This is a genomic window from Pseudomonas sp. GW821-FHT09E12 (assembly GCF_059416085.1).
On record NZ_JBWKOM010000004.1, the window covers coordinates 568,979 to 585,575 of the forward strand.

Annotated in this window: 17 protein-coding genes and 1 pseudogene; 9 read left to right on the plus strand and 9 right to left on the minus strand. The window is 63.6% G+C overall.

Annotated elements, in window-relative coordinates:
* Positions 1-35 precede the first annotated feature (35 nt).
* The 5 genes and pseudogenes from ureG to AC07PQ_RS14485 form a co-directional block, all read right to left on the minus strand.
* Positions 36-650 carry an urease accessory protein UreG gene (gene ureG, locus AC07PQ_RS14465; RefSeq protein WP_007925234.1) on the minus strand — a complete coding sequence of 205 codons (615 nt, stop codon included), beginning with the start codon at positions 648-650 and terminating at the stop codon, positions 36-38.
* 52 nt (positions 651-702) lie between these two features.
* On the minus strand, positions 703-1,377 hold the full coding sequence (locus tag AC07PQ_RS14470; protein ID WP_493185755.1) for an urease accessory protein UreF: 675 nt from the start codon (positions 1,375-1,377) through the stop codon (positions 703-705).
* A complete protein-coding gene (ureE, locus tag AC07PQ_RS14475) occupies positions 1,374-1,874 on the minus strand; it encodes an urease accessory protein UreE (RefSeq protein ID WP_007925239.1) in 501 nt (166 codons plus the stop codon). Before ureE ends, AC07PQ_RS14470 begins: the two co-directional genes overlap by 4 nt.
* 268 nt (positions 1,875-2,142) lie before the next feature.
* Positions 2,143-2,775, minus strand: coding sequence for a TetR family transcriptional regulator (locus AC07PQ_RS14480; RefSeq protein WP_007925240.1), 633 nt, complete (start codon positions 2,773-2,775; stop codon positions 2,143-2,145).
* Between the two features lie 241 nt (positions 2,776-3,016).
* A pseudogene (locus AC07PQ_RS14485) lies at positions 3,017-3,268 on the minus strand (hypothetical protein); the annotation flags it as partial.
* Positions 3,269-3,656: 388 nt separating this feature from the next.
* Between AC07PQ_RS14485 and AC07PQ_RS14490 the strand changes: the two are divergent.
* Positions 3,657-5,732: an AsmA family protein gene (locus tag AC07PQ_RS14490; RefSeq protein ID WP_493185756.1), complete on the plus strand. Its 2,076-nt coding sequence runs from the start codon at positions 3,657-3,659 to the stop codon at positions 5,730-5,732.
* Positions 5,733-5,853: 121 nt separating this feature from the next.
* On the opposite strand, the gene AC07PQ_RS14495 is transcribed toward AC07PQ_RS14490, so the two are convergent.
* The gene (locus AC07PQ_RS14495; RefSeq protein ID WP_007932758.1) at positions 5,854-6,765 is read right to left on the minus strand and encodes a LysR substrate-binding domain-containing protein; all 912 of its coding nucleotides are present in this window, start codon (positions 6,763-6,765) and stop codon (positions 5,854-5,856) included.
* Between the two features lie 143 nt (positions 6,766-6,908).
* Here AC07PQ_RS14495 and AC07PQ_RS14500 point away from each other — a divergent pair, with 143 nt between their 5' ends.
* From AC07PQ_RS14500 to AC07PQ_RS14510, 3 genes are all read left to right on the plus strand, one after another.
* A complete protein-coding gene (locus AC07PQ_RS14500) occupies positions 6,909-7,547 on the plus strand; it encodes an FMN-dependent NADH-azoreductase (protein WP_007932766.1) in 639 nt (212 codons plus the stop codon).
* A gap of 9 nt (positions 7,548-7,556) precedes the next feature.
* Positions 7,557-7,862, plus strand: a complete 306-nt coding sequence (locus AC07PQ_RS14505) for a DMT family transporter (protein ID WP_007932767.1) — start codon at positions 7,557-7,559, stop codon at positions 7,860-7,862.
* A 136-nt stretch (positions 7,863-7,998) separates the two neighbouring features.
* Positions 7,999-8,889 carry an esterase/lipase family protein gene (locus AC07PQ_RS14510; RefSeq protein WP_053259454.1) on the plus strand — a complete coding sequence of 297 codons (891 nt, stop codon included), beginning with the start codon at positions 7,999-8,001 and terminating at the stop codon, positions 8,887-8,889.
* A gap of 37 nt (positions 8,890-8,926) precedes the next feature.
* Here AC07PQ_RS14510 and AC07PQ_RS14515 read toward each other — a convergent pair whose 3' ends face one another.
* Positions 8,927-9,814: a DMT family transporter gene (locus AC07PQ_RS14515; RefSeq protein ID WP_009041942.1), complete on the minus strand. Its 888-nt coding sequence runs from the start codon at positions 9,812-9,814 to the stop codon at positions 8,927-8,929.
* Between the two features lie 97 nt (positions 9,815-9,911).
* On the opposite strand from AC07PQ_RS14515, the gene AC07PQ_RS14520 reads away from it, so the two are divergent.
* From AC07PQ_RS14520 to AC07PQ_RS14530, 3 genes are all read left to right on the plus strand, one after another.
* Complete coding sequence (locus AC07PQ_RS14520; RefSeq protein WP_493185757.1) at positions 9,912-10,700, plus strand: AraC family transcriptional regulator; 789 nt, start codon at positions 9,912-9,914, stop codon at positions 10,698-10,700.
* Positions 10,701-10,771: 71 nt separating this feature from the next.
* Complete coding sequence (locus AC07PQ_RS14525) at positions 10,772-11,062, plus strand: PsiF family protein (RefSeq protein ID WP_007932771.1); 291 nt, start codon at positions 10,772-10,774, stop codon at positions 11,060-11,062.
* 163 nt (positions 11,063-11,225) lie between these two features.
* Complete coding sequence (locus tag AC07PQ_RS14530; protein WP_007932772.1) at positions 11,226-12,236, plus strand: AI-2E family transporter; 1,011 nt, start codon at positions 11,226-11,228, stop codon at positions 12,234-12,236.
* Positions 12,237-12,362: 126 nt separating this feature from the next.
* Here AC07PQ_RS14530 and AC07PQ_RS14535 read toward each other — a convergent pair whose 3' ends face one another.
* Positions 12,363-13,628 (minus strand): Hsp70 family protein, encoded by a 1,266-nt coding sequence (locus AC07PQ_RS14535; protein ID WP_493185758.1) that lies wholly within the window; start codon positions 13,626-13,628, stop codon positions 12,363-12,365.
* A 299-nt stretch (positions 13,629-13,927) separates the two neighbouring features.
* On the opposite strand from AC07PQ_RS14535, the gene AC07PQ_RS14540 reads away from it, so the two are divergent.
* Both AC07PQ_RS14540 and AC07PQ_RS14545 read left to right on the plus strand, forming a co-directional pair.
* Positions 13,928-14,866 (plus strand): DnaJ C-terminal domain-containing protein, encoded by a 939-nt coding sequence (locus tag AC07PQ_RS14540; protein WP_007923673.1) that lies wholly within the window; start codon positions 13,928-13,930, stop codon positions 14,864-14,866.
* Between the two features lie 40 nt (positions 14,867-14,906).
* On the plus strand, positions 14,907-15,209 hold the full coding sequence (locus tag AC07PQ_RS14545) for a chaperone modulator CbpM (protein WP_007923674.1): 303 nt from the start codon (positions 14,907-14,909) through the stop codon (positions 15,207-15,209).
* Between the two features lie 181 nt (positions 15,210-15,390).
* Here AC07PQ_RS14545 and AC07PQ_RS14550 read toward each other — a convergent pair whose 3' ends face one another.
* Positions 15,391-16,527, minus strand: coding sequence for a sensor histidine kinase (locus tag AC07PQ_RS14550; protein WP_493185759.1), 1,137 nt, complete (start codon positions 16,525-16,527; stop codon positions 15,391-15,393).
* Positions 16,528-16,597 lie beyond the last annotated feature (70 nt).

Below are 16,597 nucleotides of genomic sequence, written 5' to 3' on the forward strand. Positions count from 1 at the left end.
CAGGCTTCCTTGTTGAGCTTTTTTGAAAAGAGCGATCAGGCCGCGATCAGCAGTCCCTGGCGTTCGATAAAGGCGATGATTTCCTCCAGGCCCTGGCCGGTCTTCTGATTACTGAAGACGAACGGCTTGCCACCGCGCATGCGCTGGGTATCGCCGTCCATCATCTCCAGCGAAGCGCCGACCAGGGGCGCCAGGTCGATCTTGTTGATCACCAGCAGGTCGGACTTGCAGATGCCCGGGCCACCCTTGCGCGGCAGCTTGTCGCCCGCCGACACGTCGATCACGTAGATGGTCAGGTCGGACAGCTCGGGGCTGAAGGTCGCCGACAGGTTATCGCCGCCGGACTCCACCAGAATCAGGTCGAGGCCGGGAAAACGCCGGTTCAGCTGATCCACCGCCTCGAGGTTGATCGAGGCGTCTTCGCGAATCGCCGTGTGCGGGCAGCCGCCGGTTTCCACGCCGATGATGCGTTCGGGCGCCAGGGCCTGATTGCGCACCAGGAAATCGGCGTCTTCGCGGGTGTAGATATCGTTGGTCACCACCGCCAGGTTGTAGCGTTCGCGCAGGGCCAGGCACAGGGCCAGGGTCAGGGCGGTCTTGCCGGAGCCCACCGGGCCGCCGATACCGACGCGCAGAGGTTGTGCGTTCATGTGACTCTCCACAATAAAAGGCACCCAGTAAAAGGCGCCAGACTAAAAGGACCTAGGAACGGAACAGGCGGCTGTACTGGCGCTCATGGGCCATGCACGCCAGGGACAGGCCGAAGGCGGCGCTGCCGTAATGTTCGGGGTCGAGGTTCGAGGCATTGCGCTGGGCCTCTTGCAACAGCGGCAACAGTTCGCTGGTCAGGCGCTGAGCAGCCTGCTGGCCCAGGGGCAGGGTTTTCATCAGCACCGCCAGCTGGTTTTCCAGCCAGCTCCACAGCCAGGCGGCCAGGGCGTCCTGCGGGCTGATCCGCCAGGCCCGCGCGGCCAGGGCCCAGCCCAGGGCCAGATGCGGCTCGGCGATCTGCGCGAGAAAGGCGCGGGCCGGCGGATCCAGCTCCGGCAGGCCGTTCAACAGCTGTTGCAGGGAATAGCCCATTTGCCGGCTTTCCTGATGCAGCTCGCGGGTTTCGCGGCTGGCGCGATGTTCCTGGCACAGCTGCAGCAATTGCGCCCAGTCCTCGTCGGTGGCCGCCTGACAATGGGCCAGCAACAGCGGTGCTTCGAAGCGTGCGAGGTTGAGCAGCAACTGGTCGCCAATCCAGCGTCGGGCGCTGTGCGGGTCGTTGACCCTGGCCTGTTCCACGGCCATTTCCAAGCCCTGGGAATAGCTGTAGCCGCCAATCGGCAGCTGTGGGCTGGCCAGGCGCAGCAGGGCCCAGGCTGGGTTCATTGACGGACGCCGAACTGGTGCAACCGCGGCGCGTAGTTGAAGTCCTCGTCGCCGTGGCGGGAATGATGATGGCCGCCGCCGTAGGCGCCGTGTTCCGGCTGGAACGGCGCCTCGATGGTTTTGGTATTGGCGCCGAGCTGTTCGAGCATGGCCTTGAGCACATAGTCGTCGAGCAGGCGCAGCCAGCCATCGCCGACTTGCAGGGCGACGTGGCGGTTGCCCAGGTGGTAGGCGGCGCGGGTCAGTTCGAAGGCATTGCGGCAGGTGACATGCAACAGGGTTTCCGGACGCGCGCAGACCCGCACGATCCGGCCATCCTCGGCTTGCAGGCATTCGCCGTCGTGCAGCGGCGGCTGGCCACGCTCCAGAAACAGCCCGACGTCTTCGCCGTCGGCACTAAAGCAGCGCAAGCGGCTTTTGCTGCGGGCTTCGAAGGTCAGGTGCAACTCGGCGGACCAGTCGGGTTGCGGCGCGATTCTGCGATGAATCACCAGCATTGGAAGGCTTCCAGCTATGAGCGATGCAGGGTGTAGAGCAAGTGCCTTGCCAATCGCCCGGTCTGATTGGAAACGGGTGGAAAGCGCCTGAAAATGGGGCAGGCTTCTGTTTTATTTTGTTACAAATTCAGGGTGTGCGCTGATTTATAGCACTGACTTGGTGCGTTGTGCTGTTTTTTGATGCGCGGCGAAGCGCCGCTCTGGCGCGAGCCATGGCGGGCAGATGAGGCGGTGGAGGAGGTTGTGCGGTTGAGCGCAGCGGCGGGGGTTATTCGGTGCTGCCCAGCCCTTGCCAATGCTTGAGGCCGATAAAGATGAAACGCAGCTGCTGGGTGATTTTCGCCTGGGGCGTGAGGTGCTCGGGCAGGGCTTGCGCAGGCGGATCGATGATGTCCGGCAAGGTGGCGAACACGCTTTTGACGATCAGGTCGGCCATCACCGTCAGGTCGGCGATGTTCAGGTGTTGCAGCTTGGGCATCAGGGTCAGGTCGGCCGCCAGGTCGGCGCTGATGTTTTCCCGCAGGTTGGCGATCGCCTGGCGCACCGGCAGCGAACCGCCGTACTGCTCGCGGGCGAGGAACAGGAACTGCGAGCGGTTGGCTGCCACTACATCGAGGAAGATCCGCACCGAGGCATCGATGATGCCGCCCATGACAAATTCGTTATGGCGCACCAGGCGGATGGTTTCGCGGAAGGTCTGGCCGACTTCGCTGACCAGTACCAGGCCGAGTTGGTCCATATCGTCGAAATGCCGGTAGAAACCGGTCGGCACTATGCCGGCGGTTTTCGCCACTTCGCGCAGGCTCAGGCTGCCGAATCCGCGGCCGCATTCCATCAGGTGGCGGGCAGCGTCCATCAGAGCGTTGCGAGTCTGTTGTTTCTGTTCGGCGCGGGGCAGCATCGGCGGGCTGGTTTTCTGATCAAGAGAGCGGCGCACTCTAGCAAATCAACTTTGCCGGCGTCGAACCTGGTGGGGGCGGTAGGCTGAAGGCGAGACCTGGATCGGAGCGGTGGACGCAGAAAAAAACGGCGCGGCTCAGGAAAAAACAAAGCCCGATCCAGGGACCGGGCTTTTCTGTAGAGGCATCATAGGCTTGACTCACAGCTGGGTTGCGTTAGGCCAAACGGTCGTTGCCGTCTTAAACCAGACCTTTCTCTTCCAGGCGATCACGGCCGCCTTCGGCTACAGCCTGGCCCAGGGGAGTGCGATCGAAGCCGTCTTCAGCCAGGGTCTGGCCTTGTGGGGTACGGTCGCTACCGTCGGAAGCCAGGGTCTGGGTGAATACCGAGGTGCTTGCTTTGACTTGTGGGGTAGCCTGTTCAGCGGCTGGCAGGGCGAAAGCGTTGGCTGCCAGGATCGAGAGGGTCAGGCTAAGCAGTAATTGGCGTTTCATGATGGGTTGCTCCTTGGGAGGGCGATAAAGTGGGTACGGAGCCAATGTTACGCGCGCAAAATCGATATAAAAGTTCATAAAGACAATGGTAATAATCAACAGAATTGATTGTTCTGCCCGAGGCCTCTAGAACGGGCGTTTCCGAAGAGGGGTTTTGCACCGGGGTGGGTATTTTCGACCCATCTGCGCCTCGCAAAAGTGCGGCGGCGGTAACGCCAAGCTGGCGCTTCGGTCAGGAAAATCCGTGCTTTTGTGTCTGATTCGCGGCCTTGGGTTAAACCTGCGGGCCGTTTGTCAGTCCTAGTTTCCATGACCGGTGGATTTCAACCCCGGCCGTTCACAGGGGCGTCGTTATCCCGGCGCCCTTCAGTAGTCAGGAGCCCTGTGCATGACGCGCACTCGTAAAATTCTCGCCTGGACAGTCGGTAGCCTTTTCCTGCTGCTGGCCGTGCTGGTACTGATCATCGCGTTCTTCGATTGGAACCGGATCAAGCCGCCACTCAATGCCAAAGTCTCCGAAGAACTGCATCGCCCCTTCGCCATCAACGGCAACCTGGCGGTGATCTGGCAGCGCGAGCCCGACGAAGGCGGCTGGCGGACCTGGGTGCCGTGGCCGCATGTGGTGGCCGAAGACCTGACCCTGGGCAACCCCGACTGGTCCAAGGCGCCGCAGATGGTCAGCCTCAAGCGCGTCGAATTGCGTATTTCACCCCTGGCATTGCTGGCGCAGCGCGTGCGCATTCCGCGTATCGACCTCACCGAGCCGAACGCGGCCCTCGAACGCCTGGCCGACGGCCGCGCCAACTGGACCTTCCAGTTCGACCCGAAAGACCCGAATGCCGAGCCCTCCAACTGGGTGGTGGATATCGGCGCCATCGGCTTCGACAAAGGCCATGTCACCCTCAATGACCAAAGCCTAAAAACCCGCCTCGACCTGCTGATCGACCCGTTGGGCAAGCCGATTCCGTTCAGCGACATCGTCGGCGACAAGGCGGCGAAGAAAGCCGAGGAGAAAGGCGCGGCTCCCCAGTCCTACGCCTTTGCCTTCAAGGCCAAGGGGCAATATCACGGCCAGGCGCTCGCCGGTTCCGGCAAGATCGGCGGCTTGCTGGCGCTGCAGGACGCGAGCAAGCCGTTTCCGCTGCAGGTCCAGGCAACGATCGGCGATACCCGCGTCGAACTGGCCGGCACCCTGACCGACCCGCTCAACCTCGGTGCGTTGGATCTGCGCATGAAGCTTGCCGGCACCAGCCTGGGCAACCTGTACCCGCTGACCGGCGTGACCCTGCCGGACTCGCCGGCCTATGCCACCGATGGCCACCTGAGCGCGCAGTTGCGCGACCCGGCCGGGGCGAAGTTCCAGTACCAGGATTTCAACGGCAAGATCGGCGACAGCGACATCCACGGCAACCTGACCTACGTCGCCAGCCAGCCGCGGCCCAAGCTGACTGGTACGCTGGTGTCCAATCAGTTGCTGTTCAGCGACCTGGCGCCGCTGATCGGTGCCGACTCCAACGCCGAGCAGAAGGCCCGGGGCGGCGACAGCAAGCAGCCAGCGGACAAGGTGTTGCCGGTGGAAGAGTTCCGCACCGAGCGCTGGCGCGACATGGACGCCGATGTCGAGTTCACCGGCAAGCGCATCGTCCATAGCGCCGACTTGCCCTTCACCGACCTGTACACCCATCTGGTGCTCGACGACGGGCGCCTGAGCCTGGAGCCGCTGCGTTTCGGCGTGGCCGGCGGCAAGCTGGATGCGCAGATTCGCCTCAACGGCCAGGCCACGCCGCTGGAAGGCCGGGCCAAATTGACCGCGCGCAACTTCAAGCTCAAGCAGCTGTTCCCGACCTTCGAGCCGATGAAAACCAGCTTCGGCGAACTCAATGGCGATGCCGATATCGCTGGGCGCGGAAACTCGGTGGCGGCCCTGCTCGGCAGTGCCAATGGCGAGCTGAAGATGCTGATCAACGACGGCGCCATCAGCCGCAGCCTGATGGAGATCGCCGGGCTCAACGTCGGCAACTATGTGATCGGCAAGATGTTTGGCGACAAGGAAGTGAAGATCAATTGCGCCGCCGCCGACTTCGGCATCAAGACCGGCCTGGCCACCAGCCGCCTGTTCGTGTTCGACACCGAGAACGCGATCGTCTACATCGACGGCACCGCGAACATGGCCAGCGAGCAACTGGACCTGACCATCACCCCGGAATCCAAGGGCTTGCGCCTGTTCTCCCTGCGCTCGCCGCTCTATGTGCAAGGCAAGTTCATCAAGCCGGAGGCCGGGGTCAAGGCCGTACCGCTGATGTTGCGCGGCGCCGGCATGGTGGCGCTGGGGGTGATCGCCGGGCCGGCGGCCGGGTTGCTGGCGCTGGTGGCTCCGAGCGGCGGCGAGCCGAACCAGTGCGCGCCGCTACTCGAGCAGATGCGTTCGGGCAAGGCGCCGGTGGCGGTCAAGCCGACGCGTTGAGCTCACGCGCCTTTCGCGCCTGTAGGAGCGAAGCTTGCTCGCGAAGAATCCGACGCGGTGCATCTGCATAACCGCGGCGCGTCTTTCGCGGGCAAGCCTCGCTCCTACCCGTTCAAGGGCATTAGCCGGCGGCGAGCAGCGGATGCCCGGCAGCCTGGGCCTCTTCGCGCAACCACTGGAAAAACGCCCGCACCGGCGGATGCCGTTCGCGCCCGGGTACGCACAAGGCGCTGTAGCCCGCGCCGTCGACATGGATCTCCGGGCGATACGGCAGCAACAGGCCGCTGGCCACGCTTTCCGACACCAGGATATTGCTGGCCAGCACCAGGCCCTGGCCGGCAATGGCCGCCTGCAGGGCGTAGTGTTCCTCGTCGTATTCGCGAATCACTGGGCGGCCCTGCATCCAGCTTTCCTGCGCCTTGTCGCACCAGGCCTCCCAGCCATGGGCGTAGAGCTTGGAATTGTGCCAGCGCACGCTGATCAGCGTCGGCGTCTGTTGGCGGGCCAGGGCCACCTGCTCCGGCGAGCCGTAGACCGCGAAGCACTCGTCGAACAGGCACAGCCCATAGAGATTGGGGTAGTCGTCCAGGCTGTAGCGGATCACCAGGTCGACACTCGCATCTTGTTGCAGGTCGATGACCTCGCAGTTGGTGTCCAGGCGCAGGTTGATGTTCGGGTGCCGGGCATAAAAGCGCCCCAGGCGCGGCACCAGCCACAGCGCGGCGAAGGCCGGCGTGGTGGAGATCATCAGGTTCGCGCCGCTGCGTTGCGGGCGCAGGCTGTCGACGCTCTGCGCCACTTCCAGCAAGGCGCCGTGCAGGCTGTGAAACAGCCGTTCGCCGCATTCGGTCAGGCGCACCTGGCGCGGCAGGCGCTGGAACAGCGGCACGCCCAGCCAGCTTTCCAGGGAGCGGATCTGGTGGGAAATCGCCGTGGGCGTAACCGACAGTTCCTCGGCGGCGGCCTTGAAACTCAGGAGCCGGGACGCCGATTCGAAGGCGCGCAGGGCGGTCAACGGCAGGTTGGCAAACATACTGGGTCACCTTATGGGTGAAATGGATTCATCCTGATCAACTATTGCTCATTTGTTCCATGGGGCCTGCATCAATAGCTTTATTCCTCGCCCAGGAAGGCTTTTTACGGTCTTCCAGAATGATCCAGGATGAGGAATGACAGATGAGCAGAATTCTAGCAGTACATGGCAGCCCCCGTGGCGAACGCTCCCATTCGCGGCGGCTGACGGAACGTTTTCTCCAGGCCTGGCTCGAGGCCCATCCCCAGGGCCGGTTGACCCGCCGGGAAGTCGGTCGCGCTTCGCTGCCCCACGTCAGCGAAGCCTTTGTCGCCGCGGCGTTTTATCCCGAACCCCAGGCACGACCCTTGTCGATGCAGGCCGACCTGGCCCTGAGCGACGAGCTGGTGACGGAGTTGCTGGAACATGAACTGCTGGTGATCTCGGCGCCGATGTACAACTTCAGCGTGCCCAGCGGCCTCAAGGCTTGGGTCGACCAGATCGTGCGCCTGGGCCTGACCTTCAATACCGTCCAGGACAACGGTGTCGCCCAGTACGAGCCGCTGGTGCGGGGCAAGAAAGCGCTGATCGTCACCAGTCGCGGCGGCTTCGGCTTCGGCCCGGGCGGCGAGCTGGAGGCCATGAACCATGCCGACCCATGGTTGCGCACGGCGCTGGGCTTTATCGGTATCAACGACGTCACGGTGGTCGCGGCCGAAGGCGAGGAATCGGCCGAGCGCACGTTCCAGGTGTCCTGCGCCGAAGCCGAGCAGCGCCTGCTGGCACTGGCGCGGACCTTCTGAGGAGGCGACATGGCCTGGCTGTTCTTGCTGATCGCCGCCGCCTTCGAAGTCACCTTCGCCATGGGCATGAAGTACGCCGAGGGGTTCACCCGGTTGTGGCCGTCGCTGCTGACGGTGGTGGCCGCGCTGGGCGGCATCTACTTCCTGACCCTGGCGATGCGTGAACTGCCGGTGAGCATCGCCTACCCGATCTGGACCGCCATCGGCTCCCTGGGCACGGTGTTCCTCGGTTTCGCCTTGCTGGGGGAGAGCCTGACGCTGGTCAAGCTGCTGTCGGTGGGGCTGATCGTGGCCGGGGTGGTGGGGTTGAAGTAGAAGGGATGGAACCCGGGGAATGTCATACAGTGGTCGTGAAACTGTCATCTTGGCTGTCGATGCTCTTGGCTGCTGTCCTGCATCCAGCCTTGGGCGCCGCGGTCCCTGATACAAGTCCGATCACAAGGATGTTCCCATGTCCCAAGAGCTTGCCACGCGTTACCCGCTGGTCCTGGTCCCCGGCATGCTGGGGTTTATCCGGCTGGTGCTGTACTCCTATTGGTTCGGCATCGAGTCGGCGTTGCGCCGCGGCGGGGCCACGGTGATTGCCGTGCAGGTCTCGCCGCTGCACTCCACGGAGGTGCGCGGCGAGCAACTGCTGGCACGGATCGAGGAGATCCGCCGCGAAACCGGCGCGGACAAGGTCAACCTGATCGGTCACAGCCAGGGCTCGCTTACCGCCCGCTATGCCGCGGCCAAACGGCCGGACTGGGTGGCCTCGGTGACCTCGGTGGCCGGGCCCAATCATGGCTCCGAATTGGCCGACTACATCGAGCGCCACCATTCCATCGACACCCTGCGCGGGCGTGTGCTGAGTTTTATCCTGCGGGTGATTGCCGTGCTGATGAGCTGGCTCGACACCGGCTATCGCGGGCCGAAGCTGCCGGCGGATATCCATGCCTCGCACCGCTCGCTGACCAGCGAGGGCGTGGCGCTGTTCAACCGCCAGTATCCCCAGGGCCTGCCGGACACCTGGGGCGGGCAGGGGCCGGAAGAGGTCAACGGGGTGCGCTACTACTCCTGGTCCGGCACCTTGCAGCCGGGCAAGACCAATCGCGGGCGCAACCTGTTCGACGGCACCAACCGCACTTGCCGGCTGTTCGCCAGGACCTTTGTCCGCGAGGCCGGGCAATGCGATGGCATGGTCGGCCGCTACAGCTCGCACCTGGGCACGGTGATTGGCGACGATTACCCCCTGGACCACTTCGATATCGTCAACCAGTCGCTGGGGCTGGTGGGCAAGGGCGCCGAGCCGATCCGGCTGTTTGTCGAGCATGCGCAGCGGTTGAAGGCGGCGGGGGTATAGCCAGAGAGGGATGTGGCGGTCTTGAGATGACGATCTGTCAGGCGACGCTGGCCTTGCGCCCCAGCGCGGTGGTCCAGCGTTCCGACAGAATCACCCCGCCCAGGGTCAGCACCCCACCCACTAGGTGATACAACGCCAGCTGTTCATGCAGCACCACGGCGGCAATCAGCGCGGTGATCAGCGGCAGCAGGTTGAAGAACAGCGTGGTGCGGCTCGGTCCCAGGCGTACCACCGCCTGCATCCACGCCAGCGGCGCGAGCATCGAGGCCAGCAGGCAGGCATAGAGCACCAGGGGAATGTTGTGCAGGGTCAGGCCGGTTTTCGGCGAGGCCAAAAACAGCGGAAACAGCACCACCACGGCCACCAGCACCTGCAGGTACAGCAGCACCAGCGGTGGCAGGCGCAGCTGCCATTTTTTCAGCAGGGTGCTGTAGATCGCGTAGGCCAGGGTGGCGATCAGCATCATCGCGTCGCCCAGGTTCACCCCCTGTTCCAGCAGCACGTCGAGGCTGCCGGACGACACCACCACCAGTACCCCGGCAAACGACAACACGGCACCGGCCAGGGCGCCGGCCGTCAGGCGCTGGCCGAGGCTGGCGATGGCCATGGCCAGCGACATCAGCGGCATCAGCGAGAGGATGATGCCCATGTTGGTGGCCGAGGTCAGGGTCGCGGCGAAGTAGGCCAGGCTCTGATACACCGCCATGCCCAGCACGCCGAGGATGAAGATCTTGCCCAGGTTCGGGCGGATCACCGCCCAATGGGCGACCACTGCCTTGAGCATGAACGGCGTGAACAACAGGCCGGCCAGCAGCCAGCGATAGAAACCGATCTCCGCGGGGAAGATCGCCCCGACCGCCAGTTTATTGATGACGGTATTGCCGGCCCAGATAAAGACGGCCAGTAACGGATAAGCGTATTGCATGAGGAAAAACCAGAACGTTGATGAAGGGTGATTATCCCTCTGTCTGGATCAAGGCCTATACTTCGATCCAGACAACCCGCCCCTGAATCCGGACAGCATGAGCAAAAAACACATCGACCTGCTGCCCTTCAGCGGTCTGCCGGCGCCGGTGTACTTCCGCTACGCCGATTTCGACGCCCACAGCCATGCGCTGGAACATCGCCACCCCTGGGGTTGCCTGGAGTATTCGGCCCATGGCGTGATGCACATGGAAATCGCCGGCCAGCGCTTTATGTCGCCGCCACAGTACGCCATCTGGATTCCGCCGGGCACCGAGCATAGTTTCTACAGCCCGCAGCCGATCGTGTACCGCGCCGTGTGCCTGGCCCCGCAGTTGTGCCAGGCGCTGCCGCAGCAGGCCTGTACCCTGGCCATCAGCGATATTCTCAAGGCGATCCTCAAGGACTTCGCCGCGCGCGACGTGCAGATTCCCGAGCAGGAAGCGGACGGCCGCCTGGCTCAGGTGATGCTCGACCAGTTGCAACAGGCGCCGGTGCATGACGGTTACCTGCCTTATGCCAGCAGCCCGGCCTTGCTCGGTGTGCTGGAAGCGTTGCAGGCCGCCCCGGGGGATAACCGCGCACTGGCCGATTGGGCGCGGCAGATCCACGTCAGCGAACGCACCCTGGCCCGGCAATTCGTGCGCGAGCTGGGCATGAGTTTCGGCGAGTGGCGCCTGCGCCTGCGCTTCCTGGCGTCCATCGAGGCGCTGGACAGCGCGCGCAGTGTCCAGGAGGTGGCGTTCGACATGGGCTACAGCAGCGCCTCGGCATTTATCGCGATGTTCCAGCGCCAGGCCGGTTGCACCCCCGAGCAGTACCGGCGCACCAGCCTACAGAACAGGTGAACCTGTAACAGGGTTTGTCTACACTGCGCTGGAGGCCGCGCCCGTCGGTGCGGTAACAAGGAGAAAACTCCATGAAGATGCTGCGTATCCCTTTGTTGATGGTCGGTCTGCTGCTCTGTTCCCAAGGCTTTGCCGCCACCGCCCAGCAGAACAAGATGACCACTTGCAACGCCGACGCCACCGCGAAAGCCCTCAAGGGCGATGAACGCAAAGCCTTTATGAGCACCTGCCTGAAAGCCACCCCGGCTGCCGCGGCAACCCCGCAGGAACGGATGAAGACCTGCAACGCCGACGCCACTGCCAAAGCCCTCAAGGGCGATGAGCGCAAGACCTTCATGAGCACGTGCCTGAAGAAGCAATAACCTTCTCCCTCGCAGGCGCGAGCTTGTTCACGATCCGGTCGCGGCGGTTTGCCTGACACACCCTGTATCGTTGATCGCCAGCAAACCCGCGCCTGTCGGCCTCGCATCGTCAGTGCAACGCTGGCAGACTGCCAATCCTTTCACGCTGTTTGTTTGAGGCTGTATGCCAACGTTTTCTCAGCGTCATCTGTTGTTGTTCAGTTGGGTGATCATCTTCGGCGGCCTGTTGCTGGTAATCCCGTTGCGGCTATTACCGAGCCTGCTGGCGGGCCTGCTGGTGTTCGAACTGGTCAACATGCTCACCCCGCAACTGCAACGGCTGATCGAAGGTCGGCGGGCACGCTGGTTGGCGGTGGCCCTGCTTGGCACCCTGGTGGTCAGCGTGCTGACGCTGCTGTTCGCCGGCGCCATCAGCTTCCTGCTGCACGAAGCGGAGAACCCGGGGGCTTCCCTGGACAAGTTCATGACGGTGGTGGACAAGGCGCGCGGCCAGCTGCCGCCGTTCCTCGACTCCTATCTGCCGGCCAGCGCGGCGGAGTTCCAGGTGGCCATCGGCGCCTGGGCCAGCAAGCACCTGAGCGAGCTGCAACTGGTGGGCAAGGACGCGGCGCACATGTTCGTGACCTTGCTGATCGGCATGGTGCTGGGGGCGATCATCGCCTTGCAGCGCGTGCCCGACCTGACCAAGCGCAAGCCATTGGCGGCCGCGCTGTTCGACCGCCTGCACCTGCTGGTCCAGGCCTTTCGCAACATCGTGTTCGCGCAGATCAAGATTTCCCTGCTCAACACCTTCTTCACCGGGATCTTCCTCGCGCTGATCCTGCCGATGTTCGGGGTCAAGCTGCCGCTGACCAAGACCCTGATCGTGCTGACCTTCCTGCTGGGGCTGTTGCCGGTGATCGGCAACCTGATCTCCAACACCCTGATCACCATCGTCGGCATGTCGCTGTCGATCTGGGTGGCCGCGGCGGCGCTGGGCTACCTGATCTTTATCCACAAGCTGGAATACTTCCTCAACGCGCGGATCGTCGGCGGGCAGATCAGTGCCAAGTCCTGGGAATTGCTGTTGGCGATGCTGGTGTTCGAGGCGGCGTTCGGCCTGCCGGGGGTGGTGGCCGGGCCGATTTACTACGCCTACCTGAAGAGTGAATTGAAGCTGGCGGGGTTGGTTTGACCTGACGCTATCCCTGTAGCCGCTGCCGAAGGCTGCGATCGGCCGAAGGCCGTAGCGATCTCAACATCGCTGAAGGTCCTGCGGACCTTATCGCAGCCTGCGGCAGCGGCTACAGGCGATGCTTTTTTAGCCGTAACGTTTCTTCGCTTCGATCGCCAGGCCGCTGCCGATACTGCCGAAGATATTGCCTTCGACGTGGCGGGCGTTGGGCAGCATGTCCGCGACGCTCTGGCGCAGGGCCGGGATGCCGCTGGAACCGCCGGTGAAGAACACCGTATCGATCTGGCCGACGCCGACATTGGCATCGCTCAGCAGTTGCGTGACGCTGCCGCGGATGCGCTCCAGCAGGCTGTCGATCGACGACTCGAACAGCGCCCGGCTCAGGTCCACGCTCAGGCCGGCCTCGATACGGTCCAGGGGCACCACGCGGTTGTCGGCGTGGGTCAGCTGGATCTTGGTCTCTTCCACCTCCATGGCCAGCCAGTGCCCGGCGCGCTGCTCGATCAGCTTGAACAGGTGGTCGATGCCGCCGGTGTCTTCGATGTCGTAGCGCATGCTGCCCAGGGCCAGCTGGGACTTCTGCGAGTACACCGAGTTGATGGTGTGCCAGGTCGCCAGGTTCATGTGGGTGCTGGTGGGCATGTAGGCGCCGCTCTTCATCCGGCTGCCGTAGCCGAACAGCGGCATCAGGCCGGCCAGCGAAAGCTGTTTGTCGAAGTCGGTCCCGCCGATGTGCACGCCGCCGGTGGCGAGGATGTCCTCGTGGCGGTTGTCCAGGCCACGGCGCTCGGGCGACAGGCGCACCAGGGAGAAGTCGGAGGTACCACCGCCGATGTCGACGATCAGCACCAGCTCTTCGCGCTCGATGGTCGACTCGTAGTCGAAGGCCGCGGCGATCGGCTCGTACTGGAAGGAGACTTCCTTGAAGCCCAGCTTGCGCGCCACTTCCACCAGGGTGTCCTGGGCCTCCTGGTCGGCGGCGGCATCGTCATCGACGAAAAACACCGGGCGACCCAGCACCACTTCCTCGAACTCCCGGCCGGCGGCGGCTTCGGCGCGGCTCTTGAGCTGGCCGATGAACAGGCCCAGCAGGTCCTTGAACGGCATCGCCGTGCCCAGCACGCTGGTGTCGTGCTTGATCAGCTTGGAACCCAGCAGGCTCTTCAGCGAGCGCATCAGCCGGCCTTCGTAGCCTTCCAGGTATTCGTGCAGCGCCAGGCGGCCATACACCGGACGGCGTTCTTCGATGTTGAAGAAGACCACCGACGGCAGGGTGATCTTGTCGTCTTCCAGCGCAATCAGCGTTTCCATGCCGGGGCGTAGCCAGCCGACCGTGGAGTTGGACGTGCCGAAGTCGATACCGCAGGCACGGGCCGCAGATGCGTTTTTCATGTCTTTCGAGTTCCGGTTGGAAAAAACGGCCGCGCAGTGTATGCCAGTCGTTCGCAGAATCGAAGGCCGACTATCCGCTAAATCGAAACCCGCAAGCCTTGAAAGACTATTCTTCACCCCAAACTTGCAGGCATGGGCCGGGCAGCCATCGGGCGGTCGCAAGAACCGCCGCCAGCTGCCGATAAACTTCTGCTGCGCCGCGTGAGTCACAGTATTGAGATCGATCAGCCTTGACGCTGTTCAAGAGTGCATGCTGTACGTCCCGCCGCGCCATATTGATAACGGATGGTGATCCTTAGATGGACTTCAAAGACTATTACAAGATTCTCGGGGTGGAGCCGACGGCGGACGACAAGGCGATCAAGGCCGCCTATCGCAAGCTGGCGCGCAAATACCACCCCGATGTCAGCAAGGAAAAAGACGCCGAAGCCAAGTTCAAGGACGCGTCGGAAGCCTACGAAGCGCTGAAAAGCGCGGACAAGCGCGCCGAATACGACGATCTGCGGCGTTACGGCCAGCACGGCCAGCCGTTCCAGGGCCCACCGGGCTGGAAGGGCCGCGCGGATGCCGGCGGTTTCGGCGATGGCGGGGATTTTTCGGACTTCTTCAGTTCGATCTTCGGCAACCGCGGGCCGGGTTTCGGCGGTGGACAATCGCGCAGCGCCGGGCGCAGGGGGCAAGACGTGGAAATGGAATTACCGATCTTCCTGGAAGAGACCCTGTCGGCCGAGTCGAAGAAGGTCAGCTTCAAGGTGCCGCAGTACAACGCTGCCGGCCAGCACGTCAGCAACACCAGCAAGAGCCTGAACGTGAAGATCCCGGCCGGCGTCGCCGACGGCGAGCGTATCCGCCTCAAGGGCCAGGGCGCGCCGGGTGTCGGTGGTGGGGCCAATGGCGACCTGTACCTGACCATTCGTTTCGCGCCCCATCCGAAGTTCGATATCGAGGGCGAGAACCTGATCATCACCTTGCCGCTGGCCCCTTGGGAGCTGGCGCTGGGGACCGAGGTCGCGGTGCCGACCCTGACCGGCAAGATCAACCTCAAGGTGCCGGCCGGCAGCCAGAACGGCCAACGCCTGCGCGCCAAGGGCCATGGCCTGCTGAACAAGGCCGGGCATCGCGGTTATCTGTTCGTGCAGCTCAAGGCCGTGATGCCCAAGGCCTCCGGCGACGACGTCAAGGCGCTGTGGCAGGAGCTGGCGAAAAAGGCCGCCTTCAATCCGCGGGAGCATTTCTGATCTGCAACCCATTCTGATCTGAAACAAGGAGTCGCTAACCATGAGCACCCTGATCGTTCAGCTGGATATGGAAGAGTTCTGCGAGGTGGCCGATCTGCCGGCCGCCTATGTGATGGAAATTGTCGAGCACGGGATCCTCGATCCCCATGGCTCGGCGCCACGGGATTGGCGTTTCACCGATTACGAACTGGCGGTCGCCAAGCGCGCCGCCAAGTTGCGGCGTGATCTGGAACTGGAGTGGGAAGGCGTCGCCCTGGCGCTGGAACTGCTCGACGAAGTCCGCGAATTGCGCACGGAAAACCAGATGCTCAAGCAGCGCCTGGGGCGTCTGCTCAGCGAGTGACGAGCGTCTGTAGGCGCTGCCGAGCTCGCGAGGCTGCGTTCGAGGACGGAGTCCTCGCAAAACCTGTATTAGCGGTTTACCTGAAGGAAAGCAGTGCCCGGTTTACGACCGCTCCGCGGTCGAGCGCAGCCTCGCAGGCTCGGCAGCGGCTACAGGGATGTCGGCCGTTTGCTCTCTACGACTATTCGGCGTGGGACACCCGCGGCAGGGTCACGGTGAAGGTGGTGCCATCGGCCTCGCTGGAGTTGACCTCGATGCTGCCCTGGTGGGCGGTGACCACTTCCTTGACGATGAACAGGCCCAGGCCGAGGCTGGTGGAGGAGCTGCCGAGTTCTTCGTTGGCGCTGCGTACCAGCGGATCGAAGAGGGTACTCAAGGCTTCCTTGGGGATCGGCGGGCCGTAGTTGTGGATGGTCAGCAGCACCTGCTCGGCGGCGCCGGTGAGGGTGACGGTCACGGTGTGGTTATTGCTGCCATGCTGCAGGGCGTTGCCGATCAGGTTCTGCAGCATCTGCTCGATGCGCCCGCGATCCCAGATGCCATGGCTGTCGCCATGGAAGTTCAGCGCCGGCGTGCAGTCCGGCCAGCCGGCGCAGGCTTCGTCCATGGCCGCCTTGGCGGCACTGGCCATGTCCATGGGCGCGGGCTCGATGGGCAGGCTGCTGCCCAGGCGGCTGCGGACAAACTCCAGCAGATCGCCGACCATCGTCGCCATGTGCCGGGAGCTGCTCTTGATCCGCGACACGTAGGCCAGCGCATCGGCGTCCAGCGCGACTTTGCGCGCCAGCATCTCGGTGGACATGCTCACCGCCTGCAAGGGGGTTCGCAGGTCGTGGCCGAGAATCGCCAGGAAGATATCCCGCGAACGGTTGACCTGTTCGGCATAGGCCGCGGTGGACTCGGCCAATGCTTCGTCTATGGCTTCGTTGAAACGGATCATGTCCTGGAAATAGGCCAGTTCCGGCGACTCCAGGCTGGCGACCCAGAGGCGGATCACGCAGGCGCGCAGGTGGCGGAATTCCGAGGTCATCTGCACCAGGTCGAAGCCCACGTTGTGCCGCAATTCGCCATGGCTGGCGGCGGCTTCGTCGAGGCTCGGGGTCTTTTCCGGGCCTTCGCCCCGCGCCTTGGCGGCCTGTTCGCTGGCGGTCTGGGCAGTGCGCATGTCGCGAGCGGCGGCCAGCAGGATGGACTTGGCGTGGTCGCGCAATTGCAGGCGGGTCAGGGAGTCGGTATCGGGGGCAATGGATCGGGCGAACCGCTCCCACTCATCAACGATGCGATCAACCTGTTGCACGATGAAATCGGGTAGACGCATGGCCGGGAACCTTGTCAGGCAGCAGAGTGAGGACGGCGTGTCGAATTCTAGTCGCGATTGAGCCGTTCAA